The sequence below is a fragment of the Roseixanthobacter liquoris genome, assembly GCF_043195135.2.
Lineage (GTDB): Bacteria > Pseudomonadota > Alphaproteobacteria > Rhizobiales > Xanthobacteraceae > NCEH01.
On sequence record NZ_CM195537.1, the window covers coordinates 4187409 to 4211749 of the forward strand.

General features: G+C 68.0%; 26 protein-coding genes. 9 read left to right on the plus strand and 17 right to left on the minus strand.

Features of this window, described 5'->3' with window-relative positions:
* Positions 1-311: 311 nt before the first annotated feature.
* Positions 312-1067: an SDR family oxidoreductase gene (locus tag V5F84_RS18905; RefSeq protein ID WP_394041666.1), complete on the minus strand. Its 756-nt coding sequence runs from the start codon at positions 1065-1067 to the stop codon at positions 312-314.
* 106 nt (positions 1068-1173) lie between these two features.
* Positions 1174-1830: an O-methyltransferase gene (locus V5F84_RS18910; protein ID WP_394041750.1), complete on the minus strand. Its 657-nt coding sequence runs from the start codon at positions 1828-1830 to the stop codon at positions 1174-1176.
* A gap of 103 nt (positions 1831-1933) precedes the next feature.
* Here V5F84_RS18910 and V5F84_RS18915 point away from each other — a divergent pair, with 103 nt between their 5' ends.
* The gene (locus V5F84_RS18915; RefSeq protein ID WP_394041667.1) at positions 1934-2566 is read left to right on the plus strand and encodes a TetR/AcrR family transcriptional regulator; all 633 of its coding nucleotides are present in this window, start codon (positions 1934-1936) and stop codon (positions 2564-2566) included.
* Positions 2567-2598: 32 nt separating this feature from the next.
* Here V5F84_RS18915 and V5F84_RS18920 read toward each other — a convergent pair whose 3' ends face one another.
* A complete protein-coding gene (locus tag V5F84_RS18920) occupies positions 2599-3195 on the minus strand; it encodes a DUF308 domain-containing protein (RefSeq protein WP_394041668.1) in 597 nt (198 codons plus the stop codon).
* A 134-nt stretch (positions 3196-3329) separates the two neighbouring features.
* Positions 3330-3917: a TetR/AcrR family transcriptional regulator gene (locus V5F84_RS18925; RefSeq protein ID WP_394041669.1), complete on the minus strand. Its 588-nt coding sequence runs from the start codon at positions 3915-3917 to the stop codon at positions 3330-3332.
* 322 nt (positions 3918-4239) lie between these two features.
* Between V5F84_RS18925 and V5F84_RS18930 the strand changes: the two genes are divergently transcribed.
* From V5F84_RS18930 to V5F84_RS18940, 3 genes are all read left to right on the plus strand, one after another.
* Positions 4240-4548 (plus strand): alkylphosphonate utilization protein, encoded by a 309-nt coding sequence (locus tag V5F84_RS18930; protein WP_394041670.1) that lies wholly within the window; start codon positions 4240-4242, stop codon positions 4546-4548.
* A gap of 452 nt (positions 4549-5000) precedes the next feature.
* Positions 5001-5342, plus strand: a complete 342-nt coding sequence (locus tag V5F84_RS18935; RefSeq protein WP_394041671.1) for an ArsR/SmtB family transcription factor — start codon at positions 5001-5003, stop codon at positions 5340-5342.
* On the plus strand, positions 5339-6271 hold the full coding sequence (locus V5F84_RS18940; protein WP_394041672.1) for an SRPBCC family protein: 933 nt from the start codon (positions 5339-5341) through the stop codon (positions 6269-6271). The genes V5F84_RS18935 and V5F84_RS18940 overlap by 4 nt, the downstream gene beginning before the upstream one ends.
* Positions 6272-6365: 94 nt before the next feature.
* On the opposite strand, the gene V5F84_RS18945 is transcribed toward V5F84_RS18940, so the two are convergent.
* The 8 genes from V5F84_RS18945 to V5F84_RS18980 form a co-directional block, all read right to left on the minus strand.
* Positions 6366-7253: an SDR family NAD(P)-dependent oxidoreductase gene (locus V5F84_RS18945; protein ID WP_394041751.1), complete on the minus strand. Its 888-nt coding sequence runs from the start codon at positions 7251-7253 to the stop codon at positions 6366-6368.
* 38 nt (positions 7254-7291) lie between these two features.
* Complete coding sequence (locus tag V5F84_RS18950) at positions 7292-7849, minus strand: nitroreductase family protein (protein ID WP_394041673.1); 558 nt, start codon at positions 7847-7849, stop codon at positions 7292-7294.
* A gap of 183 nt (positions 7850-8032) precedes the next feature.
* Entirely contained in the window at positions 8033-9637 is a 1605-nt protein-coding gene (locus V5F84_RS18955) for a multicopper oxidase family protein (protein ID WP_394041674.1), read from the minus strand.
* Positions 9638-9737: 100 nt separating this feature from the next.
* Positions 9738-10118 carry a hypothetical protein gene (locus V5F84_RS18960; RefSeq protein WP_394041675.1) on the minus strand — a complete coding sequence of 127 codons (381 nt, stop codon included), beginning with the start codon at positions 10116-10118 and terminating at the stop codon, positions 9738-9740.
* A gap of 143 nt (positions 10119-10261) precedes the next feature.
* On the minus strand, positions 10262-11080 hold the full coding sequence (locus V5F84_RS18965; RefSeq protein WP_394041676.1) for an ABC transporter permease: 819 nt from the start codon (positions 11078-11080) through the stop codon (positions 10262-10264).
* Positions 11073-11912, minus strand: coding sequence for an ABC transporter ATP-binding protein (locus V5F84_RS18970; protein WP_394041677.1), 840 nt, complete (start codon positions 11910-11912; stop codon positions 11073-11075). Before V5F84_RS18970 ends, V5F84_RS18965 begins: the two co-directional genes overlap by 8 nt.
* Positions 11893-12897, minus strand: a complete 1005-nt coding sequence (locus V5F84_RS18975) for an ABC transporter substrate-binding protein (protein ID WP_394041678.1) — start codon at positions 12895-12897, stop codon at positions 11893-11895. Before V5F84_RS18975 ends, V5F84_RS18970 begins: the two co-directional genes overlap by 20 nt.
* An 84-nt stretch (positions 12898-12981) precedes the next feature.
* Complete coding sequence (locus V5F84_RS18980) at positions 12982-13524, minus strand: flavin reductase family protein (protein WP_394041679.1); 543 nt, start codon at positions 13522-13524, stop codon at positions 12982-12984.
* A 265-nt stretch (positions 13525-13789) separates the two neighbouring features.
* Between V5F84_RS18980 and V5F84_RS18985 the strand changes: the two genes are divergently transcribed.
* From V5F84_RS18985 to V5F84_RS19005, 5 genes are all read left to right on the plus strand, one after another.
* Entirely contained in the window at positions 13790-14617 is an 828-nt protein-coding gene (locus tag V5F84_RS18985) for a MetQ/NlpA family ABC transporter substrate-binding protein (RefSeq protein ID WP_394041680.1), read from the plus strand.
* 32 nt (positions 14618-14649) lie between these two features.
* On the plus strand, positions 14650-15852 hold the full coding sequence (locus V5F84_RS18990; protein ID WP_394041681.1) for an acyl-CoA dehydrogenase family protein: 1203 nt from the start codon (positions 14650-14652) through the stop codon (positions 15850-15852).
* A 14-nt stretch (positions 15853-15866) separates the two neighbouring features.
* Positions 15867-17279, plus strand: coding sequence for an LLM class flavin-dependent oxidoreductase (locus V5F84_RS18995; RefSeq protein ID WP_394041682.1), 1413 nt, complete (start codon positions 15867-15869; stop codon positions 17277-17279).
* A gap of 76 nt (positions 17280-17355) precedes the next feature.
* Complete coding sequence (locus V5F84_RS19000) at positions 17356-18228, plus strand: nitroreductase family protein (RefSeq protein ID WP_394041683.1); 873 nt, start codon at positions 17356-17358, stop codon at positions 18226-18228.
* A 94-nt stretch (positions 18229-18322) separates the two neighbouring features.
* Entirely contained in the window at positions 18323-18847 is a 525-nt protein-coding gene (locus V5F84_RS19005) for a carboxymuconolactone decarboxylase family protein (RefSeq protein WP_394041684.1), read from the plus strand.
* 11 nt (positions 18848-18858) lie between these two features.
* Here the strand turns inward: V5F84_RS19005 and V5F84_RS19010 are convergent, their stop codons facing one another.
* From V5F84_RS19010 to V5F84_RS19030, 5 genes are read right to left on the minus strand one after another with little or no spacing between them, the layout of a single operon-like run.
* Positions 18859-19884 (minus strand): ABC transporter ATP-binding protein, encoded by a 1026-nt coding sequence (locus tag V5F84_RS19010; protein WP_394041685.1) that lies wholly within the window; start codon positions 19882-19884, stop codon positions 18859-18861.
* A complete protein-coding gene (locus tag V5F84_RS19015; RefSeq protein WP_394041687.1) occupies positions 19847-20860 on the minus strand; it encodes an ABC transporter ATP-binding protein in 1014 nt (337 codons plus the stop codon). The genes V5F84_RS19010 and V5F84_RS19015 overlap by 38 nt, the downstream gene beginning before the upstream one ends.
* Positions 20857-21738, minus strand: coding sequence for an ABC transporter permease (locus V5F84_RS19020; RefSeq protein ID WP_394041688.1), 882 nt, complete (start codon positions 21736-21738; stop codon positions 20857-20859). Before V5F84_RS19020 ends, V5F84_RS19015 begins: the two co-directional genes overlap by 4 nt.
* A gap of 1 nt (position 21739) precedes the next feature.
* Positions 21740-22744, minus strand: coding sequence for an ABC transporter permease (locus V5F84_RS19025; protein ID WP_394041689.1), 1005 nt, complete (start codon positions 22742-22744; stop codon positions 21740-21742).
* Positions 22713-24332, minus strand: a complete 1620-nt coding sequence (locus tag V5F84_RS19030) for an ABC transporter substrate-binding protein (protein ID WP_394041690.1) — start codon at positions 24330-24332, stop codon at positions 22713-22715. The genes V5F84_RS19025 and V5F84_RS19030 overlap by 32 nt, the downstream gene beginning before the upstream one ends.
* Between the last annotated feature and the right edge of the window lie 9 nt (positions 24333-24341).

Genomic DNA, 24341 nt, shown 5'->3' on the forward strand with positions numbered 1-24341 from the left:
TCCCTTGAATCTAGTGAATCTCGAGATCAGTGCTTGTCCCGGAACGGGGCCGGGAGACGAGATCGCTCGGGCCTGAGACGAGAGCGGCCGATCAATTTCGCTGGTGGGTCAATTATTGCCCGGAGGCGCGTCAGGCCAATATTATCGGTATGGGTCTCAATACCGTTCGGGTATTGCCAACCGCACGAGCGGATGCGCCGCGCACCCCGCCCCGGGGCACGCGGGGCTTGTGAACCCACACGGGCGCGATGCTGCTTCAGGAAAGGTGGAGGCACGCCGATCGCGCCTCTCCACGGCTCTCTCGGAGCTTGCTATGTAGGATTCAGTGCCGCGAAGATCTCGGCATACCTGCCATCCCGTTCCGCCCAACGCCGCGTCTGGTCCTGCGCGAGGAGAATCTCGCCATCCGGATGATCGCCCCGCGCGAGGAGCGCCATCACCTCCGCGATAAAGGCATCCAGGGGCATGGCGCGGGGGTCGCTGGCCTGCCGAGGGCCCGTCAGCTCTGTCTGCACATAGGGGGGCGAGAGTTCGAGAACCTCGACAGGTACCTTCCGCAGCTGGTGCCGCACCGATACAAGCCAGGAGTGCAGGAACGCCTTGCTGGCGCAATAGGTCGGAAAACCCGCGCGCGGCACGAAGGCCAGTGCGGAACTCGTGGCCATGAGCGTTGCGTTCGGCCGCTCCTTGAGGATCGGCAGGAATTCGGCCGTGACAGACAGTACACCGAGAATATTCGTCCTCACGATCGCTTCGGCTGTCGATGCGTTCCAGTCTTCGGCGGCCATGTCTTCCGGTCCCGAAACGCCGGCGTTGGCGATGAGCACATTCAGCTCGGGAAAGCGCGCGCGCACCTCCAGGCCAAGACGAGATAACGAAGCCGGTTCGTTGAGATCGAGCGCAATCCCGACAATTCCCGGGTGGGCGCCGGCAAGGGCGTCCAGCAATTCCCGGCGCCGCCCCGTTACGATCACGCGGTTTCCACGCTCATGGAATGCGAGCGCGAGCGCGCGGCCGATGCCGCTCGTTCCGCCGGTAATCAGGATGGTATTTCCCACCAGTTTCACGACGTATTGCCTTCATTTATCGGAGATTGAGGGGGGCGTCGCTCAGGAAGGTCTTGGGGGCTCACACATGGATTCAGGGCATTTTCCCTGAAGCTTAGGTGATCGATCAGCCCAGCCGCAGGGAAAGCTCGACGTCATCGGCGAAGGGCACCGACAGATAGCCGCTGCCCGGCGCCCGCACGCGCTCAAGATAGGCGGGGCAATAGTCCGCATTGTCCGCCACGATGAGCGCTCCGGGCCTCAGGCGGTCCTCCGTCAGGCTCAAGATCTCCGTGTAGAGGGACTTCGCGCCGTCAAGCAGCAGCAGGTCGATCGAGTCGGGCAGGTCGGTCTTCAGTGTCGAAAGCGCGTCACCTTCACGAAATTCGACAAGATCGAGGAGGCCGCCTTCCGCCAGGTGTTGGCGGGCGTGGGCCACCTTGGACGGCTCGAATTCAGTCGTGACCACCCGCCCGCCACCATTGTCCCTCAGCGCCGCCGCGAGATGCAGGGTGGAAATGCCGAAGGAGGTGCCGAACTCGACGATGCTCTTCGCTCGCATGCTGCGCGCCAGCATATACAGCAACGCGCCCGTTTCCCGCGAGACGGGCAGCCAAAGATCCTTCAGTCGACCGTAGAAATCGAGATATTCCGTATTGCTGCGCATCAGCCGTTCGCGCTCATCATGCGGCATCTCGGCCATTGCGGGGCTCTTGGCGGCGGCGGCCCGCGTGAACAGGCGGGCCAGCAGGGGCGCGACGGGCGCGGCGGTCAGCGTGGTCAGGGGCGTCAGGGTGGTCATTTTGGCTTCCAATCGTGGGGGCGTTGCGTTCAACGAAAAAATACGATTGTTTCGTCGCATTTCGTAGTCGCATTCTGGAAGCGCAATGACGGATCGTCCGGCACCCCGAATATCCCCGCGGAAACAACCCAAACAGGCCCGCTCGTCCGACCTTGTCGCGACGATCCTGGAAGCGGCTGTTCAGGTTTTGGCGCACGAGGGCGCGCAGCGTTTCACCACGGCGCGCGTCGCCGAAAAGGCCGGGGTCAGCGTCGGGTCGCTCTATCAATATTTCCCGAACAAGGCGGCCATTCTGTTCCGGCTGCAAAGCGATGAATGGCGGGAAACGGCGGACAAATGGGCGACGATCCTCGGTGACGTCGAGAGGCCCCCGCTCGAGCGGCTGAGGACGTTGGTTCACGTCTTCATCCGCTCGGAGGTTGAAGAGATGGCGGTCCGCCTCGCCCTTGACGATGCGGCCCCGCTTTATCGCGATACGCCGGAAGCCCGACAGGTCCAGGCGGATGGCGACCGCATCGTCGAGACCTTCATGCGTGAACTGCTTCCGAACGCCCGAGAGGGCGTCCGCGAACTGGCCGGGGATCTCATCACCACGACGATGACCGCGGTGGGAAAGGAGTTCTCAAGATGTCCGAGGTCGGAGGCCGAGATCATGACCTATGCCGATGCGATGGCCGACATGATCTGCGCCTATCTGGGCCAATTGGAGCAGGCGTGACGTCGCAAAGCTGCGCCATTCCCCGGCGGCCGTCATCTGGTTCCTGAAGACGGCCGGACATTCTTGCGACGAAGATCGCTGATGGAGAGCCATACTGCCGAAATCAGGAAATAGACAGCGCCCACCGCAGCATAGCCGGCCACGCGCGCAAGCGACGGCGGGGCCGGCATTTGCGCCTGCGAGATGAAGAAGGCGCCCGCCAAGGCCGATTGTGCGCCGCTCAAGACCATCGGCCATTGCGCGCCCAAGCTCTTCCAGCGATGGATGGCGGTCCCGAGCTGAAGCAGGCCGGCGAGGATCGCCCACGCGCCGAACACGCCAAGCACCCAATTCATGCCCAGCTGCAACGCCGCGACGACAGCGAGGGTCGTTGCCACGCTCACGGCCACATTGAGGGCCTGAGTTCTATTCTTGGCGAGGCCGCCGCTGCGCGCGGCATCGGCGAAATTCGCCGCCGCATCCCAGGCCGGGTATAAAATAAGCAAGATCGCTGCGAGCGCCAGCGAATGCTGTCCGGCGGTGAAGGCGAGCGCCACCCAAACGCCGGAGAAGCCGGCCCGGATGAAGTAATAGAGCTTGAGCCATTGCTGCTGGTCATTGCCAGACGGGCCGGTGTGGGTGCTTGTCATTTTCAATCTTTCTACTGGTTGGTAGGCATCGGACGCGGAAGAGGTCCAGCCGGGTGGGAAAGGATATCAGTTCTATCTACCAACTAAATGGTAGATAGAACCGGCGAAATAGACGCCCGTGGCGTCCTTTCCATTCACTGTCGAACGGCGACGAGCCTTTCGATCAAAGGCTTAGTGATGGTGGAGAATATTGCGGGATCGCCATAGGCCCGAGCCGAAAGCATCGCGCCGTGTACGGTCGCCATGAAGGTCTCCGCCTCGGATTTTGGGGTTCCGGACAGAATTAACGTCCCCTGCCCTGCGCCCCGCTCCATGAGGGAAGTCAGCCAGGCCGAGAACATACGAAAATAGGCCCTGATCTCCAGCGCGATCTCCGGCGGCAGCGCCGGAATTTCGCTCGCGAGCAGGGCGCATACACAAAAAGGTCGTGTCTGGTCGCCGATGCAAGCCGCCCAATAGGCCGTATAGGCACGAAGCTGATCCACCGGATCAGGGTGACGGCGCTCAAGCTCGGCAATCCCTGTGCCGGCCTCTTCGCGATACCGGGCCACGAGAATCCGGACCAGGTCGGCCTTGCTTGGGAAATGGTGGTGGATGCTTGCTTTGCGAATCCCGACAACCTCGGCGATGTCGGCATAGCTAAAGCCGTTGTACCCCCCCGCGACGATGAGCGAGCGGGCGCAGCGGAGAATTTCGTCGGAGGTGTTCGTGACATTGCTCATGCCGTCCTTCTACCTTCTAGTAGGATGAAGCACCAATCACGAACCCGACATTTCGTTTCGCAGCGCGTCAAGGCGGAACGGACCCAAGGCGGGAGCTGCATATGCCGAAGGCCGCTGAACCCCGTCGGGTCATCCAGGTCCGGTGCGACGCGCTCGGGGCCATCACCCTCGTTGCTGGCGGTGGGCGCGCGGGCGGCCTGACCTTTTCTCGCACGGGGCGCGAAGCCGATCCCCGCCGGATGGCGCCGCTGCGCCCTCGGCCCGTACACACCCCCGTCTGGCCGATATAGTGCGGCACTCAGATTCGGCACACGAGGGTGAAATGAGCACGAATGGCGGCGATGACTATGTTTATGATGAAGCCACGGGCGAATGGCTCAGCCCCGGCGAGGCGGCACTGAAGGCACAGGCGGGCGGTGTGCAGGTGCGCGATTCCGCCGGAAACCTGCTGAAGGACGACGACAGCGTGGTGCTGATCAAGGATCTCCAGGTCAAGGGCGCGAACCAGACCCTCAAGCGCGGCACGGTGATCAAGTCGATCCGGCTGACGGGGGACGATCAGGAGATCGACTGCCGCTATCCCGGCATCAAGGGCTTGGTTCTGCGCGCGGAATTCGTGCGGAAGGTCTAGGACGGGGTCGACATTCAGCGGCGCGGTGGATCGTCGAGGCGCCTGAACGCCGGGTGCGCGCGAGTGTCTTTCCTTCGCCGGTCGCATGGCCGGGCCCGTCCCGGCCATCCACACCGGGCCGTCAACGCGGGCCTTGAGAAGCCGGCACCAATGGTGCCGCGTGGATGCACGGACAGGCCCGTGCATGACGATGCTCCACTGCAACGGCCTCACGCCACGACTGTCGATTGGCCCTGGATCTCAGCCGCGGCGGAGCCTGCCGCCGGGAACCGGCAAGCCCTGGATCGCGCCGTGGGACGCCTCTGCGTCCTCACGCGGAGCGGATCACGCACGCTGACCGCAGGCAGCCCCGCCGCCGCCATCGCGCGGTGGGGATGGGGCAGATCGGAAAACTTAGCAGGTTGACGAAGTTTTTCTTGCACCGGGCGGACATCGGCTTAATAGTTAGCAACATGACTAAGCATGATCCTGAACTCTCGCTGCTCTTCCATGCCCTGGCCGACCCGACCCGTCGCTCCATCCTGACCCGCCTTGCCGAAGGGCCGGCGGGGGTGAGCGATCTGTCCGAGCCCACGGGCCTGCGCCTGCCAACGGTGATGCGGCACCTTTCGGTGCTGGAGGAGGCGGGGTTGATCGTCACCTCCAAGGACGGGCGGGTGCGCACCTGCGCCATCGTGCCGGAGGCCCTGGCGCCGGTTCGAACGTGGCTCGACGAGCAGCGCGCCCTATGGGACGCCCGCCTCGACCGACTGGAGGCATTTGCACTCAAGGCTATGAAGGAACGCGCGAAATGACATCCAAGCCGAACCCCTCGCCGCGGCCTGCGGCGCCCGCCCCCGCGCCGGGTCGCTTTGCGACGCTGGTCTTCGAACGGGACGTGCCCGTGCCCGTGTCGGTGCTGTGGCAGGTGTGGACCGCTCCCGCCGCGCGGGCGGTCTGGTCCGCTCCCACCCCCTCGGTCATCGTGGAGTTCTTGGAAGCGGACACGCGGGTGGGGGGACGCGAAGTCTCGCTCTGCAAGGTCGAGGGCCAGCCCGACATCCGCTGTGAGTGCGGCTGGCTGGAGTTGCAGCCGGCGCAGCGCAGCGTGAACTACGAGCTGGTCTCCAGCGGCGGCGCGACGCAATCGGCGGCGCTGGTGACGGCCGCTTTCTCCGGCACCGACGCGCACAGCCGGCTGGTCGTGACGGTGCAGCTGTCCGCACCGGCCGAGCACGCCGAGCAGATGGAGGCCGGCTACCGGCAGGGCTTCGACGCGGGGCTGGACAATCTTGCCGGCGTGGCGCGGCGCACCATGGTGATCCAGCGGGTGATCCGGGCGCCGCGCACCATTGTCTGGGCCACGTGGATGAACCCGGAGACGCTGCCGCAATGGTGGGGCCCGGACGGATTTTCCTGCCGCACCCAGAGGATCGACCTGCGAAGCGGCGGCGACTGGGTGTTCGACATGATCGCGCCCGACGGCACGGTGTTCCCCAACCATCATCGCTACACCGAGGTCCGGCCCGAGGAGCGGATCGCCTATACGCTGCTGTGGGGCGAGAACGGCCCGAAGCACGCCGACGCCTGGGCGTCGTTCGAGGAGCGGGACGGGGCGACGACCGTGACGCTGGGCATGGTGCTCAGCACCGAGGCCGAATTCCAGGAGGCGAAGGGCTTCGGCGCCATCGAACTCGGCCAGCAAACGCTGGGCAAGCTGGAGCGCTTCGTCGCATCGCGCTGAGGCGAACGCGCCTCGCTCCCGACCCTCGGCGGCTTTCCCGCCTCGGGTCGCCGGATCGCGGCTCCCGCGCCCTGTTTCGCCGGATCGGCGCGGATCACCGCGCGTTTTCGGATCGCGGCGCGCGATACACGAACTTGCCGTGGAGGCCGTCATGGGAATGGCGCAGATCCAGCCGGCCGGCGGGCGCCTCCCGCAGCGGCGCGGGGACGCTGGCGCCGATGTCGCCCTTCGCCGGCGTCACGCCCCCGTCGGCCAGCCACAGGGCGCCGGTCACGTAGCTCGCCTCGTCGGAGGCGATGAAGGCGAAGATATTGGCCATCTCCTCGGGCGTGCCGCGCCGGCCGAGCGGGGTGCCGGCGGCGATGCCCTCCTGCGCGGCGAGGGGGATCGGGCTGTCGGCGCCGCGCGTCCAGGCCGTGTCGATGGCTCCCGGACACACGCAATTGGCGCGGATGCCGTAGGGCGCCTGCTCCAGCGCCACACCCTTGGCGAAGGCGTGGAGAAAGCCCTTGCTCGCGCCATAGGGGGTGAAGCTGGGCGAGCCGTTGAACCCCGCCTCGGAGCCGGTGAAGACGATATTGCCCCGCGTCTTCCGCAGGTGGGGCAGCGCGAACTTGGTCGTCAGGAAAGCGGTCCAGACATTGGCCCGAAGCGTCCGCTCGAAATCCTCGATGCGATAGGCGTCGGTCTCGGCATTGGCGATGAACACGCCGGCATTGCTGATCAGGATGTCGAGCCGACCATAGGTGCGGATCGCCAGGTCGATGCAGGCGCGCGCATGATCCTCCTCGGCAAGGTCGCCGAGGCAGGCGACCGCCGTGCCGCCCGCGGCGACGATCGCCGCGGCCACGTCCTCGACCGGATCACCCGGCAGGCCGGCGAGGACGAGCTGTGCGCCCTCGCGCGCGAATTTATGGCTGATGGCCTCGCCGATCCCGGTTCCGGCGCCGGTGACGACGGCGACCTTGTCCTTCAAGCGCATGGTCAAGCTCTCCGCTCCGTGTGACGCGCGGCCGAAGATCAGCCGATCCACCGCAGGCACGCCGGCTTGCGCGGCACCGGCGGCATCGGCGCGGCCGGGTGGCCGACGATGATCGGCGCCACCGGCATGAAATCGTCCGGCACCGCGATGGCGTGCCGCCCGTCTTCGGTTTCCAGCCAGCGCTGGGCGAAGCCGATCCAGCACGAGCCGAGGCCCTCGGCATGCGCCGCGAGCATCAGGTTCTGCGCGGCGAGCGCTGCGTGCTCCGCCGCCCAGCCTTCGCCCGTGGCCGAAATCACGATCAGCGCCGGCGCATGGTAGAAGACGTGGAAGTCCGGGTTTTCCAGGTTTTCGTGCAGCCCGTGGGGAAGGCTGCCGCCCTCGGTCACGGCGCGCATGTGCGCCTTGGCTGCGACCGAGATGCGATCGAGCAGCGCCCGGTCCCGGATGATGGTGAAATCCCAGGGCTGCGCGTTGAAGGCGCTGGGTGCCTGGAGGGCCGCATCGACCAGCCGTTCCAATAGCGGCGTCGCCACCGATTCCCGCGTGAAGGCCCGCGTGGCGCGGCGCCCATGGATCGCTTCCGTCAGTTCCATCGCGATGGTCCTTGCTGTACGATCGAACCATCGCAAGCCGTTCCCCTGCCCGCCTTGATGTGGGTCACACGCGGACTTCGCGCCCCGCGGCGCCCCCGCAAGAGGGCCGCGGCGCCCGTTGGATCGCGGAGCGGCGCCGGCTTCCGCCGACACCCTCACGCGACGCCCCTCAGCCGACGCCGTTCAGCCGACGCCCTCATAGGCGACGAACGTCATCATGCCCGACGCCATATGGTAGAGATGGTGGCAGTGGAGCGGCCAGCGGCCCGGGTTGTCCGCGTCGAAGGCCAGGGTGACGCGGGCCATGGGCGGCAGCAGCACGGTGTCGCGCAGTGCGCCGCCCACCGCCTTTCCATTGATGCCGATCACCTGGAAATGATGTCCGTGCAGGTGCATGGGGTGCGCCATCATCGACATGTTGGTCAACGCGACCTCGATGCGCTCGCCCCGCTTGATCCGCAGGCCGTCCCCGCCCTCGGTGCGCCAGCTATAGTCGGCCATGTTTCCGGCGAGCGTGAGCGCGAAGCGGCGGTCGGCGGCACGTGGCGCCAGCGGCTCGGCCGCTTGCAGGCGCTGTTCGAGGTCGAGCCCGAGCACCGGCCCCTTGGCTTGCCCGGCCACGGGAATCTTGGCGATGGCGGCGCCGGGTGACGCCAGGATCACCCCGGCCCGCTCGGCTGCCCCTTCGCGCAGGGCGAGGATCGCAAACGCGCCGCCCGCCTGCGGCAGCGCGAGGCGGATGTCCAGGCGCTGGCCCATGGAGATCGGGAAAGTGCGGCCTGCGACCGGCTGGACGGCCTGGCCATCGACCGCGATCAATTGCCCGTCGAGGCTTCCGGTATCGATGGTGAAGGCGGTCGCCGTCGCGCCGTTGATGATCCGCAGGCGCACCCGGCCGCCCTTTTCCACGGTCACGACCTCGGGGTCGTCCAGCGTGCGGTCATTGGCCAGATAGGCGTCATAATCGACGTCGTTGAGGTCCATCGCGCCCATGCCGGCCATTGCCGTTCCCGAACCGCCGTGCATCTGGCCCATGGCGCCGGAGGACATCATGCCCGCCATGCCCCCCATCGCCCCGCCGTTGCCCATCGCCCCGTGATTCATGGTTCCGTGATCCATGGCCCCAGGATTCATGGTGCCTGGATTCATGCCCCCATGATTCATGCCCCCAGGATTCATGGCCCCGTGATCCATCGGCATGGCGCCGGCGCTGTTTGCCTTGAGCTTGGCAAGCAGGTCCTCCGCCGGCGTGAAGGAGAAATCGTGCAGCAGGATCACCACCTCCTGCTCGTCCCGCTGCCGGTCGGCGGCGGTGCGCACGATCAGCGGCGCCGCCAGCAGGTTCTGTTCCTGGAGCGTATGGGCATGCATCCAGTGCGTGCCGCCGGCGCCGGCCGGGAAGGTATAGCGGCGGGTCTCCGCCGGCGGCAGAAGCGCGGCCGGATTGTCCGGCACACCGTCCATGGCCCAGGGCGGCGTCAGCCCGTGCCAATGGATCAGCGTCGGTTCGCCGGCGCGGTTGGACAGGGCGACGTCGAAGCTGCTCCCCGCTTCCAGCGTCAGGCCCGGCGTGCCGTCCGGCTGGGCGAGCCCGAACACGCGCGCGGCCTTGCCCTTGACCTCGAGGGTCCTGCTGGTCACGGCGAGCGGGCGCGGCGCGGCGTTCGGCGCTGACGGCGTAGCATCAAGCCCGGCCTGCGCCCAGCCGGCCATGGGTGGAAGGGTGGCGGATGCGCCGAATGCGGCCGCTCCGGCCATCATCCGGTTCAGAAATTGACGACGATTCATGGGAATAGGTCCTTGTTCCCGCACCGGCAGCAAGCCGGCTGACTGATCCTGCGAAAACGCATTGAGCGGCCCGATGCAGGGAGCATCGGGGCCGGTCCGGTCAGGCGGGATGTCGGGGAGGACCAAGGGTGGGCGGAAAGGCGAGGCCGGTGCCGATCTCGTCGCGCCGTTCGTAAGCCGGCGCCAGCGCGACACGGTGGGGAATGCTCGTGCCCGCCGCGGCAAGCATCACGACGCAGGACGCGCACGCGCTGCTGCAACACAGGGAGTGGTCGACGGCCCGGGAATGACCCTTCGCCGCATGGGCGGCGGAGCCGGCCTCATGATGCCCGCTTCCCACGGCGGCGGCGGAGTGGTGGTGCGACGGCTCATGGCACGGCATGGCCCGCGCACCGGCGACCGGCGCGACGAGCAGCGCGACCGCGACCAGAAAGGCCAGCAGCGCCCTCATCCACCCCACAGCCTGCGACCCGATGCTCATGCGTGATCCCCGATGCCTGAAGAAGGCACCCTCGGCGCACGACCACCATGACTCAAATCAACCGACGTTTCCATGCCCGGCACGGGCGGGCGGGCGGGGCGACACGGGACGATGCCGGAGCGATCTCCCGCGCTACGGCGGGGTCAGGCCTCCTGGCCCCACCTTTGGATGGTCAGCCGGCTGATGGTGGCGAAGATGATTGTCTCCACGACCAGGCCGATGACGATGACCGCGAGGAGGCCCGCGAAGACATTGGCGGTCTCGAGCTGGGCGCGGTTGGTGAAGATGAACCAGCCGAGCCCGCCGGACCGCGCGCTCGCGCCGAACACCATTTCGGCGGCGATCAGGGTGCGCCAGGCGAAGGCCCATCCCAGGCGCAGGCCGGAGAGGATGGCCGGCAGGGCCGCCGGCATCAGGATCTCCACCACATAGGCCGGCCCCGAAAGGCCGAGATTGCGCCCCGCCATGCGCAGCGCCTGCGGCACGGTGCGAAATCCCGAATGGCAGGACAAGGCCAGCGGCCAGAGCACCGAATGGGTGATGACGAAGATCAGGCTTCCCGAACCGACGCCGAACCACAGCAGCGCGATCGGCAGCAGGGCAATGGCGGGCAGCGGATTGAACATGGACGTCAGGAGGCTCAGCAGATCCTCGCCCCAGCGATTGAGCGCCGCGAGGGCGGTGATGACGGCCGCGAGGCCGGCACCGATCGCATAGCCGATGAGCAGCACCTCAAGCGAGGACCAGGTGCGCTGCGGCAGCTCGCCGCTCGCGATGGTGGTGGCCAGCGCCAGGACGGTCTCGGAAAAGCTGGGCAGCAACAGTGAATTGCCCAGCCACCGCGCATAGGCCTCCCAGCCGGCGGCGAGGACCACGAGGATGATCGCCTTGCGGGCGCCCGAACTCAGGACCAGGAGGCGGCGCGCGGGCGCCGCGCGCAGGCCGAGCGTGCCGTCAGACATGGGCCGCCTCCAGGATGCGGGAAGCGGCGGGGGCGGCGAAGATGCGCGACTGAATGTCCGCCTCCAGGGCGCCGAACTGCGGCGACCCGCGCAGGCGCGCGGCTTCCGGCACGAGATATTCGGCGGCGATCCGCCCGGGATGGGGAGACAGCACCAGGATGCGCGTGCCCACATGGACCGCTTCGTCGATGGCATGGGTGACGAACAAGGCAGTGGCCCCGGTTTCCTCGCACAGGCCCAGCAGCTCGTCCTGCATGCGGCGGCGCGACAGCGCATCGAGGGCGGCGAACGGCTCGTCCATCAACAAGATGGCCGGCTGGACGGCGAACGCGCGGGCGATGGCGACGCGCTGCTTCATGCCGCCCGACAGGGTGTGGGGAAAGGCATCCGCGAACTTGGCGAGGCCCCCCCGGCCGATCCAGTCCCGCGCGACGGTCTTTGCGCGCGCCGCAGGCATCCGGCGGGCGCGGCGCAAAGCATATTCCACGTTGCCGCAAACGGTCCGCCACGGCAGCAGCTGGTCGAACTCCTGGAACACCATCATGCGGTCCGGCCCGGGCCCCTTCACCGGCACGCCATTGAGGCGGATCTCGCCGGCGGCGGGCTTCAGGAACCCGCCGACCGCGCGCAGCAGCGTGGACTTTCCGCACCCCGACGGGCCGAGCAGCACCAGGCGCTCGCCCGTGCCGATGGTGAAGGAGACATCGTCAACCGCGGTCACGGGTCCGGCCTCGCTGGCGTAGCGCAGCGAGACGCCGTCGACGACGAGCGGCGCGGGGCCGGCAGGGTCCCGGTCGGGAAAGGCCAAGGGCTCAGCTCCCGCCCTTGGCATGCAGGCCGGGCTGGAACAGCTCCTTCCAGCCGGGCTTCTGCTTGATGAGGCCGATGCGGTATTCGAAGTCGGTGAAGACGTCCGCGCGCTCGGGCGCGGTGGTGAAATTGATCTGCGGATCGCGGATGATGCGCTCCACGAAGGCCTGGTCGAGCTTGGAGCCTTCCGCGGCGATATAGAGCTGGGCGGCCTCCTTCGGATTGGCCTTGATCCAGGCGTTCGCCTCGTCGAGCGCGGCCACGAAGGCGTCGATGGTCTTGGGATTGTCGGTGGCGAACTTCTTGGTGGCATAGACCACGTTGAAAGTGTGCGGCCCGCCGAGCACGTCGTAGCTGTTGAGCACGGCATGCGCCTTCCCGCTTTCCAGCTGCTGCTCCATGAAGGGCGGCGAGGTGAAGTGCGCGGTGATGCCGCCGGTGCCCGACAGGATCGCCGCCGTGGCGTCCGGATGCGGCAGGCTGACGGTGAGATCATCCAGCTTGTCGTATTTGCCGAAGGCCTGCTCGGCCGCGATCTGGAGCACGATGGGCTGGAAGCCCACCTTCACGGACGGCAGGGCGATCCGGTCCTTCTCCGTGAAGTCCTTGAGGGTCTTCACATTGGGATTGTTGGTGGTGAGGATGTTCGGCATGGAGCCGAGCGAGGCGATGAGCGTGATGTCCGTCTTCCCCCGGGTCTTGTCCCAGGTGAGGATGGCCGGGGCGATGCCGGCGGTGGCGAAATCCAGCCCGCCGGAAATCAGGGAATCGTTCATGGCCGCCGCCCCCGACAGGCGCAGCCATTCCACCTTGGTCTCCGGCAGCCCACGGGCCACGGCCTGCTTCTCGATGAGCTGGCGCTCTTTCGCGACGATCAGGGGCAGGTAGGCGATGCCGAACTGCTGGGCGATGCGCAATTGCTGCGTCTCCGCCACGGCCGGGCCCACCTGAGACCAGGCCAACGCGGGAAGCAGTGCCGCCATGGCCAGAAAAGCGCGTCCGCGCATACCCTATCCTCTCGGTGATCACGTTTCGACGCAAAATCGGCCCGCGTATTTACAAAGTCAATAGATCTAATCGACTGATTCGATTCAGACGGCGAGGCCGCGATAGGCGCCGGCCCAATACAGAAGCGGCGCGGCATTCTCGGTGATGCGCGAGGCGACCACCCGGCCGATCACGATGATGTGGGAATGCCGCTCGATGGCGTCCTCCAGCTCGCAGTCGAACACCGCCAGGGCATCGGCGAGCACCGGCGCGCCGGTGGCGAGGCGGGTCCAGTCGGCCCCCTCATAGCGCGCCACGCCCTTCACGCCGCCGCGCCCGGCGAACCGGTCGGCGAGCGCCTCGTGGTGCGGCCGCAGCACATTGATGGCGAACGACCGCTCGGACAGCAGCACGGCGCAGGCGGAGGCGGTCCGGTTGACGCTGATCAGCAAGCTCGGCGGATCCACCGAAAGCGAGGACACCGAGGTGGCGGTCAGCCCCGTGCGGGCATCGCCCTTGCCGACGGTGAGCACGCTCACCGCACCGGCAAGCTTTCGCATCGCCGCGCGGAAGGCGAACGAAGCGGGGGCGGGCTCCCCCGCCTCCCGCGCGCTGGCGGCAGCGGTGGATTGAACGTGCGCGTTCATCGGCAACCCTTTGAAATAAGCCGCGCGCCGCCCGGTGGAGAGCAAGGGGAGAGCGACGCCGGGTGAGAGGACGAAGGGCGAGAATAAACCCGCATCCCCTATTGTCAATATAATCGATCATATTTATAGACTTAAAGAAATGCCCGTATCCGATGGGGGCCTACGCCTCGCTTCAGAGAAGAAAAATCGTTCTAATACAATAATTTAAATGGCTCGACCCATTTGGCGCCGTGCCCGTCCTCCCTCTCGCATCCGGTGGCTCTCGATGACCCTGTTCTCCCGCGCCCGCTTCCTTCAGATCGCCCTCGCCGGCCTTGCCGCCGTGACTTTGGGAGCGCCCGCCAGCGCCCAGACATCCGCGAGCGACAAGCCGCTCAAGGTCGGCGTGTCGGCCGGCCCGTACGGCGACATCCTGCGCGAGGCGGCCCGCCTTTCCGCCCCGCAGGGCGTGACCGCGGAAATCGTCGAGTTCACCGATTGGAACCAGCCCAATGCGGCGCTCCAGGCCGGCGACATCGACCTGAACAATTTCCAGAACCGGCCCTATCTCGCGAACCAGGTGAAGACCCGGAACTATCGGATCGTCGCCCTCGACGAGTCGATCCTGGTGCCCGCCGGCATTTATTCAAAGACCTACAAGTCCATCGGCGACATTCCCGCCGGCGCGAAGATCGCCATTCCGAACGACCCGACCAATGGCGGGCGCGCCCTTCTGCTGTTCCAGCGCGCCGGGCTTCTCAAGCTGAAGCCCGGCACCGGGCTCTATGCGAGCGTGGTGGACGTGGTCGAAAACCCGAAGAAGCTCCAGATCGTGGAGCTGGACGCGGCCCAGCTCTCGCGCTCGCTGGACGACGTGGCCGCCGCCTTCGTCTCCTCCAACTATGCCTATCTGGCCGGCCTGAACCTCAATACGGCGCTGGTGGCCGAGACCACGGTCGAGGTGGCGAAGCCCTATTTCACCCTGGTCTTCGCCGCTCGCGAGGATCGCAAGGACGATCCCCGCATCCGCAAGTTCATCGAGATCTATCGCTCGCAGGCCGTGAAGGATTTCACGCTCGCCAAATTCAAGGGCAGCATCCTGCCGGCGTGGTGAGTGTCGTCGATCGGTCGAACCAGGAGCCGCGCATGAGCCCCTCTTCTCCCCTCCCCTTCGCCGCCGCGCGTCCGGCCCCGCCTTCCGACTGGCGCGCCGCCGCCCGTGCGGTCGCCGACGCCCTGGCGCCGGACGCCGCGGCGCGGGACAAGGCCGGTGCCTCGCCCCGCCGCGAACTGGAACGCCTCCGGCAGTCTGGGCTGCTGGAACTTCTCTATCCGCAGGAATCCGGCGGCGGCGGAGGCAGCTTTACCGACGCGCTCCTCGCCGTGCGGACCATTGCCCAGGCGGATGCCTCCATCGCGCAGCTGCTCGCCTATCATTACCTGCACCTGACCAACGCCCTGTGGCGTGCCGGACCGGCGCAGGCAGCCGCTCTGGCGCGGGCGGGGGTGGCGGACCGCTGGTTCTGGGGCGGCGCCTCCAACCCACGCGACCCGGAATCCCGCCTGGAGCGCACCGACGACGGCTTTCGGCTGTCCGGCCGCAAGACCTTCGCCTCCAATGCCGCCCTCGCCGACCGCATCACCCTGCGGGCGCAGCTCGACGACGGCTTCGCCGTGCTCGTCGTGCCGGGGGACCGCGCCGGCGTCAGCCACGGCAATGATTGGGATGCGTTCGGCCAGCGCCTGTCGGAAAGCGGCACCGTCACGTTCGAGGCCGTGGCGGTGGCGCCGGACGAGATCCTCGGCAATCCCGCCGCGGCCCCGCCCCCACGCACCAGCCTCGTGGTGCCGTTCCACCAATTGCTGATCGTGAACATCTATCTCGGCACCGCCGAGGGCGCCCTCGCCGAGGCCAATCGCTACATCCGCGAGGTCTCGCGCCCGTGGCAGGCCTCGGGCGTCGAGAAGGCGAGCCTCGATCCCTACATCCTGGAGCATTACGGCACGCTCGATGTGGAGCTGCGCGCCTCCCTCGCGCTGGCGGACGTGGCCGCGCTCCAGTTCGCGGCGGCGGCGGACCGCGGCAACGCTCTTACGCCTGCCGAGCGCAACGCCGCGGCGGCGACGATCTACGCGGCCAAGGTGCACGCGAGCCGCACCGCGCTGGAGGTGACCTCGCGCATCTTCGAACTGATGGGCGCGCGGGCGACGGCGGGCACTTACGGCTACGACCGCTTCTGGCGCAACATCCGCACCCACACCCTGCATGATCCGGTGGCCTACAAGGCGCGCGAGGTCGGCAACTTCGCCCTCAACGGCGCCATCACGCCCACCCCCCTCTATAGCTGACCCTGGAGAGCGCCATGACCCGGCCGCGCGAGATCCGTTTCAACGCCTTCAACATGGCCTCGCCCAGCCACACCTGGGCCGGCCTGTGGGCCCACCCGCGCGATCGCGCGAGCACCTACAACAGCCTCGATTATTGGGTCGCCCTCGCCCGCACCGCCGAGCGCGGCCTGTTCGACGGCGTGTTCATCGCCGATGTGCTCGGGGTCTATGATGTCTACGCCGACAGCCCGGACGCGGCGCTCCTCTCCGCCGCGCAGACCCCCAGCATCGATCCGACCCTGGTGGTGCCGAGCATGGCGCAGGCCACGCGCCATATCGGCTTCGGCGTCACCGCCAACCTGACCTACGAGCATCCCTATGTGTTCGCCCGCCGGTTCGCCACGCTCGACCACCTCACCAAGGGCCGCGTCGGCTGGAACATCGTCACGGGCTATCTCGACAGCGGCGCGAAAGGCATGGGGCTGGCCGCCAACCGCTCCCACGACGCGCGCTATGATGCCGGCGAAGACTTCCTCCAGGCGGCCTACAAGCTCTGGGAAGGCAGCTGGGAAGAGGGCGCGGTCCTGCGCGACCGGGCGGCCCGCGCCTTCACCGACCCCGCGAAGGTGCACCGCATCCGCCATGACGGGCCCTATTATCAGGTGGACGGCATCCACCTGGCCGAGCCGTCGCCCCAGCGCACGCCGGTGCTCTACCAGGCGGGGGCATCGAGCCGGGGGCGGGAGTTCGCGGCGCGCCACGCGGAGGGCATTTTCCTCAACGGCCAGACCCGGAAGATCCTCGGCGAGACGGTGCGCTCCATCCGGACGCAGGCCGCAGGCTTCGGGCGCGACCCCTATGACATCCGCTTCTACGCGAGCGCCAATGTCATCGTGGCGCCGACGCGCGCCGAAGCGCTCGACCGTCTCGCGGAGTATGCGCCCTATATCCACGCCGCCGGGCAGCTCGCCCTGCTGTCGGGATGGACGGGCGTCGATCTCTCGGCCCTCGATCCGCAGGATGCGCTCGCCTATGTGAACAGCAACGCGATCCAGTCCACGCTTGAGAACCTGACCCTGCGCAGCCCGGAGCCGCTGAAGGTGAAGGACCTTGCCACCCTGAGCGCCACGGGCGCGCGCGGACCGTTCATCGTCGGCTCGCCGACCGAGGTGGCGGACGAGATCCTGTCCTGGGTCCGGGAGAGCGACGTGGACGGCTTCAACCTCAGCCGCATCGTCTCGCACGAGACGCTGGAAGCCTTCGTCGACCTGGTGGTGCCGGAGCTTCAGGAGCGCGGCGTCTACCGCACCGCCTATGGCGCGGGCACGCTGCGGGAGAAATTGTTCGGCCGCGCGGCCACGCTTCCCGGCAGCCACCCGGCGGCGCGGGTCCGCGCGAATGCGACGCCCGTCGCGCCGGCGCCGCGCGAGCCGGTATCCGCCGATTGAACGGCAGGCGATTTTTCCGCCGCAGCGGTGCACGATCGGGCGGTTGCGCGGCGCTCGTCCCGCTCAGGAGCTTTCCATGCCGACCATCGCCTCCCCCGCCTGCCCCGCAGTCGATCCGACACCTGCTTCCGCATCCAAGGCGGGGCGGCTGCTCGCCGCGCGCTATGGCGCGGCGGAAGCCCCGGCGGACATCCTGCTGAACGAAACCATCGCCGGCCTGCTCGCCCACCGCTCCGTGCGCGCGTTCTCCGGCCGGCCCCTGCCCGAGGGACTGGTGGAGACGCTCGCCGCGGCGGCGCAGTCCGCCCCGTCCTCGTCCAATCTCCAGACCTTCAGCCTGGTCGCGGTCGAAAGCCCCGCCACCAAGGCGCGCCTCGCTGAGATCGCCGGGGGCCAGAAGCATGTGGTGGAAGCTCCGCTGGTGCTGGTCTGGCTCGCGGACCTTGCGCGGCTCGCGGAGATCGGCCGGCGCGAGGGGCGCGCGACCGAGGGCCTCGCCTTCCTTGAGACCCTGTTCGTCGGCATCATCGATGCCGCGCTGGCGGCCCAGAACGCGCTGGTGGCCCTGGAATCCCTCGGCCTCGGCGGGGTCTATATCGGCGCCCTGCGCAACCGGCCGGAAGAAGTGGCGGCGGTGCTCGGCCTGCCGCCCAATGTGCTGGGCGTGTTCGGCCTCGCCATCGGCTATCCCGACCCCGCGCGGCCGGCGGCGGTGAAGCCGCGCCTGTCCCAGCGCGTCGTGCTCCACCGCGAACGCTACGACGCCGCCCTGCCCGCCGCGGCGCTGGCCGACTATGAGGCGGCGTTGAAGGACTTCCAGCGCGGCCAGCATCTGCCGGACGTCGGCTGGATCGATGCGGCGCTCAATCGGGTGCGCGGCCCGGAGGCACTGAGCGGCCGCGACCGCATGGCCGAGGCGCTGACCACCCTCGGCTTCGGCCTGCGCTGAGAACGACGCGGCCCCTTCAGCGGCATCCGGCGCGAGAGGGCCGGACGCCCCCTTTCCCATGCCCGCCCCCGGCGGGCGCAGCAGAGACGACACGATGTCCCGTATCACCCACAAGCGCCGGGCGGACCTGCCCGAAACCCTTCACCCGCTCTGGGACAAGATGGAGAGCTACGGCGATTTCGCCGATCAGGCCGGCGTGATGGCCCGGCGCCTGCCGATTTTCGAACATAGCTGGCGGCAGCTCACGCAGCTTGCCGACGAAGCCGTGCTCCCCAAGCGTTATCTGGAGCTGGCCATCGTCACGGTCTCGCTGCTGAACAGGTGCGATTACTGCGTCGCCCACCACACGCCGAAGCTCGCCATCCAGGGCATTTCCCCGGAAGGCGCGCTGACCCTGCTGGATTACCAGGACCATCGGGAACTCGACGCGGTGGACAAGCTGGTGGTGGAATATGCCATCGCGGTCACCAATGCCTGGAACCGCACGCGCGACGAGATCTTCGCGCGGCTGAAGGCCCATTTCACGGAGCCCCAGATCGTCGAACTGACCTGGCGCACCGCTTTGTGCGGGGCGTTCAACCGCTTCAACGAGATCCTCCAGGTGGAATTCGACGCCTGAGGCGGCCCGCCTCAGGCAACGCCCAGGGGCGCGGCGGCGACGAGGCCCGCCGGCGCCTCGGCTGCCTCCGCCAGATGGCAGGCGACGCGGTGCCCGGCGCCCACCTGCCGCAGGGCCGGCGCCTTTGACCGGCCCAGATCGAAGGCCAGAGGGCAGCGGGTGTGGAAAGCGCATCCGCCCGGTGGCGCATAGGGACTCGGCAGGTCGCCCTTGAGCGGCGCCGGCCGCGGCGTCACCGCCGGGATGCGCGGCACCGCGTCGAGCAGGGCGCGCGTGTAGGGATGGGCCGGGCGCCGCCACAGGGTCTGCCTGTCCGCCACCTCCACGATCCGACCGAGATACATGACCGCCACGCGGTCGCTGACATATTCCACCACGGACAGATCGTGGCTGATGAACAGGAAGGCGACGCCCAGCGCCCGCTGGATGTCCACCAGCAGGTTCAGGATCTGCGCCTGCACCGAGACGTCCAGCGCGGAGACCGGCTCGTCCAGGACGATCACCTTCGGCTCAAGCGCCAGCGCACGGGCGATGCCGATGCGCTGGCGCTGGCCGCCTGAAAACTGGTGCGGCGTGCGTTCCGATGCGTCGGCGGGAAGCCCGACCTTTTCCAGCAGGTCCGCGACCCGCGCGCGCCGTGCCGCTCGGGTGCCGACGCCGTGGATGTGCAGGGGCTCGGCGATCAGCTCCCCCACCGTCCAGCGCGGGTCGAGGGAGGCGAAGGGATCCTGGAACACCATCTGCACCTTGCGCCGCGCGCTTCGCAGCCGGCGGCGCGTGTCGTGGGTGACATCCTCGCCGTCGAGCCAGATGCGCCCGGCGGTGGGTTCGATCAAGCGCATGACGGCGCGTCCGAGCGTGGACTTGCCGCAGCCGGATTCGCCCACCAGCCCGAGCGTCTTGCCCGGCGCGAGATCGAGGGAGACATCGGTGACCGCCTGGACCGTGCCGCGGGCGGTGGCGAAATGGACCGAGAGGTCGTCCACCCTGAGGATGCGGTCAGGCGCCGAGGGTTGCACGAGCGGGTTCTGGAACATGGCTGATTTCCGCGCGCAGGCAGGCGACGGCCCCGCCTGGCGCTGGCATGAGGGGAGGAACGGCGAGGGCACAGGCCGCTTCGGCGATGGCGCAGCGCGGGGCGAAGGCGCATCCGGCGGGCATGGCCGCAAGGCTCGGAACCGTGCCGGGGATCTCGGCCAGCCGGGACCGGCCGAGGCCGGCGGCCCCGAGTTGCGGGCGGGCGGCGATGAGGCCGCGCGTATAGGGATGGAGCGGTCGGGCGAACAGATCCGCCGTCGCCCGCGCTTCCACCTGCCGGCCGGCATACATGACCAGCACCCGGTCGGAATGCTCCGCCACGACGCCGAGATCATGGGTGATGAGCACCACCGCCGTGCCGTTCTCCCGCTTCAGTTCGTCGATGAGGTCGAGAATCTGCGCCTGGATGGTCACGTCGAGTGCGGTGGTCGGCTCGTCCGCCACGAGGACGGCGGGAGAAAGCGCCAGCGCCATGGCGATCATCACCCGCTGGCGCATGCCGCCGGACAGGCGATGGGGAAAATCGGAAAAGCGGCGGCGCGCATCGGGAATGCGCACACGCTCCAGAAGGGCAAGCGCCCGATCCCGCGCGGCGGCGCGGCTCACCGCCTCGTGCTCCAGGATCGCCTCCATCACCTGCTCGCCGATGGTCAGCACCGGGTTGAGCGCCGTCATGGGCTCCTGGAAGATCATGGCGATGCGCGCGCCACGCAGGCGCCGCAGGTCCCCTTCCGAAAGACCGAGCAGGTTGCGGCCCTCCAGCCGCACCGCCTCGCCCTCCACGCGCCCCGGCGGCGGCACGAGGCCGAGCAGCGAAAGCGCGGTGATGGACTTGCCGCACCCGCTCTCCCCCACGATGGCCAGGGTCTCGCCCCGGCTGACGCTGAAGGAGAGGTCGCGGACCGCCCGCAGCACGCCGCCGCGGGTGTGGAAGGAGATGTTGAGCCGGTCCACCGACAGGACGGGCCCGCTCATCGCCCGGCCCCCTTGGGGTTCAGCGCGTCGTTGAGCCCGTCGCCCAGCAGGTTCAGCGCGAGCACGGCGGCGACGATGGCGATGCCAGGGAGCGTCGCCACGTACCAGTCGGTGCGGATCACCTCGCGTCCCGCGCCCACCATGCCGCCCCAACTCACCACGTTCGGATCGCCAAGGCCGAGGAAGGCCAGGGAGGATTCCGTCAGGATCGCGCTCGCCACCAGGATCGAGGCGGAGACGATCACCGGCGCGAGCGTGTTGGGCAGGATGTGCAGCAGGATGATGCGCGCATCCGAAGCGCCAAGGGAAATGGACGCCTGCACCAGCTCCCCATGCCGCAGCTTCAGCACCTCGGCCCGCACCAGCCGGGCAAGGCTCGGCCATGCGGTGATGCCGATCGCCACCGTGATGGTCGCGATGGAAGGCTGGAGGATCGCCACGATGGCGAGGGCGAACAGGAACGGCGGCACGGTCTGGAACAGTTCCGTCACCCGCATCAGCGCCGCATCGAAGCGCCCGCCATAATAGCCGGAGAGCGCCCCCACGCCGACGCCGATGACCAGCGACACCAGTGTCGCGACGCCGCCGATCAGCAGCGACACCCGCGCCCCATGGAAGATGCCGGAGGCGATGTCGCGCCCCAGCATGTCGGTTCCCAGGGGATAGGCGGCCTCGGCGCCGGGCCACAGGAAGGGCTGGGCCACCATGTCCAGCGGGTCGTCCGGGAAGGCGAGGATGGCGGACGCCGCCATGCCGAGGATCAGGGCCAGCAGCGCCAGCCCCAATGCCGCCGAGGGCTGGCGCATCAGGCGCAGGAGCAGGCTGTCCTGGCGGCGGCGGGGCCTTGGTTGCGTGCGTGCGATTTCGGCATAGGCCATGTCAGGACAGCTCGATGCGCGGGTCGAGCACCGTATAGGCGAGATCGACCGCGAGATTGACCAGCACCACCACCAGCGACGAGCAGAAGAGGATGCCGAGGAGAAGATTGAGATCGCGCTGGAACAGTGCCTCGAAGGCGAGCCGGCCGAGGCCGGGCCAGGCGAACACCGTCTCGACCAGGATGGCCCCGCCGAGGATCGAGCCGAGCTGCACGCCGAGCGTGGTGACGACGGGCAGGAGCGCGTTGCGCAGCACATGGCGCAGGGCGATGCGATACGGCCTCACCCCCTTCGCCCGCGCGGTGCGGACGAAATCCTGCCCGTACACCTCCAGCATGGAGGCCCGCATCAGGCGGGTATAGATGGCGAGATAGAACAGGGCGAGGGTGGCGGCTGGAAGGATGAGATGCCATCCCACGTCGGCGGCATAGGCAAGGCCCGTCAGGTTCGCCTGCACGCTCGCCATGCCGCCCACGGGCAGCCAGTCCAGCAGCACCGAGAACACCACCACCAGCATCACGCCGATCCAGAACACGGGCGTCGCATAGAACAGCAGGGCCAGCGCGGAGATGAGCGTATCCGCGAGGCGCCCGGCGTGCCGTGCCGCGAGAAAGCCGAGCGTGCCGCCCACCGAGACCGCGAACGCGATGGACGTGCCCATCAGCAGCAGGGTGGCCGGCAGGCGTTGGGCGATGAGTTCGGACACCGGCATCCCCTGCCGGAAGGAATAGCCAAGATTAAGCGTCAGCACATTGCCCAGATACGAGAGAAACTGCACGTAAAGCGGCTGGTCCAGGCCGAATTGCTTGCGCAAGGCGGCCATGTATTCCGGGGTCGCGGAGCCCGCCTCCCCCGCCATCACCTGCGCCGCGTCGCCTGGGGCGAGGCGGAGCAGGAAGAAGTTGATCACCGCGATGCCGATCACCACGAAGGCGATCTGGACGGCGACGCGCCTGAGATAACGGGCCACGGCGTCAGTTCCCCCGCGCGGAATCGAACCACGCATCGCGCAGCGAGGAATAGACCTGGTCTCCCTGCTGCACCACGCCCTGAAGGTGCGCGGCGTGGACGGTGAAGAACTTCAATTCCACCAGCGGCAGGGTCGGCAGGTCGCGCTGGACGATCTGCTGGAATTTGCGGAAGGCCGTGACGCGCGCCTCGGGATTGCCCTCCACCGCCGCGGTTTCGATCAGAAGGTCCACCTCGGCGTTGCGATAGCCCGAGCCGTTGGTCCACGGCGTCTTGGTGCCGAGCCACCCGGACCAGTATTCGCGCACGACGCCGATCTGCGGATCGGGGAAGGCGGCGTTGTAGGAGGAGGAGATGTCGAAGTCCCGGTCGGCATAGATGCGCTTGATGAAGGCGGCGGAATCCTGGCTGCGGATCGTCACCTCGATGCCGACGCGCTTCAGCGCCTGCTTCAGGAATTCGCCGGTGCGGCGGTAATCGTCGCCATAGGGCAGGAAATCATGGGTGATGGCGAAGCGCACGCCATCGGGGCCGCGCTTGAATCCCGCCTCGTCCAGCAACGCCTCGGCCGTCTTCGGGTCGAAGGGATATTTCGGCACGTCGGGGTCGTGGAAGGCCGCGAGCGTCGAGGGCACGGGGCTGACGGCGGCCTTGCCGTAGCCGAACCACACCACCTTCGCCAGCGCCTCCCGGTCCACCGCATGGGCGATGGCCTGTCGCACCCGCACATCCTTCAGGTAGGGGCTATCGACGTTGAGGTCGAAATAGAGCACGGGCGAGAGCCATTCATAGCCGCGCGTCTCCACCTTCAGCCCCGGCAGGGCGGCGAGGCGCTCCACGTCGCGGAACGGCACGGGATTGAACGGAGCGTATTGGATTTCGCCCTTCTCGATCGCCGCCGCGCGCGCCGCGGCGTCCGGGATCACCCGGAACACGAGCTTGTCGAGATACGGCTTGCCCGGATCCCAATAATCGGGATTGCGCTCCAGCAGCACATATTCGCCCTTCTTCCATTCCTTGAAGACGAACGGACCCGTGCCGACGGGCTTGTTGTTGTAAGGATTGTTGAGGATGTCCGTGCCCTCGTAGAGGTGCTTCGGCAGGATCGGCGCGCCGACGCCGTTGATCACCGAGAAGATCGGCAGCGAGGGCTTGGCGAAGCGCAGGATCACGGTCCGGTCGTCCGGCGTCTCGACGCTGGAGACATTCTCGAACAGCGCCTTGTTGCGGGGATGGATGGTGCGCCAGACGTTTTCCAGCGACCATTTCACGTCCGCCGCCGTGAACGGCCGGCCGTCGTGCCAGGTCACGCCCTGGCGCAGGTGGAAGGTGATGGTGAGCCCGTCCGGCGCCACCTCCCACCGCTCCGCGAGATTGGGGCGCGGCTTCAGGTCGAAATCATAGGTCACGAGCCCGTCGAAGATATTGCCGGCGACGAGCTGGGTCGGCTGCGCCACGTTCGTTGCGGGCGTGAGCGTCACGGGCTCGGGTTGCAGGATGATGCTCAGGGTCCCGCCGCGCTGCGGCGCCTGGGCGGCCAGCGTCGGACCGGGACGGCCGAAGGCGGCGGCGAGGGCCGCGCCGGAGGTGGCGGCGAGGAAGTGGCGGCGGGACAGGACGGCCATGGCGGCGCC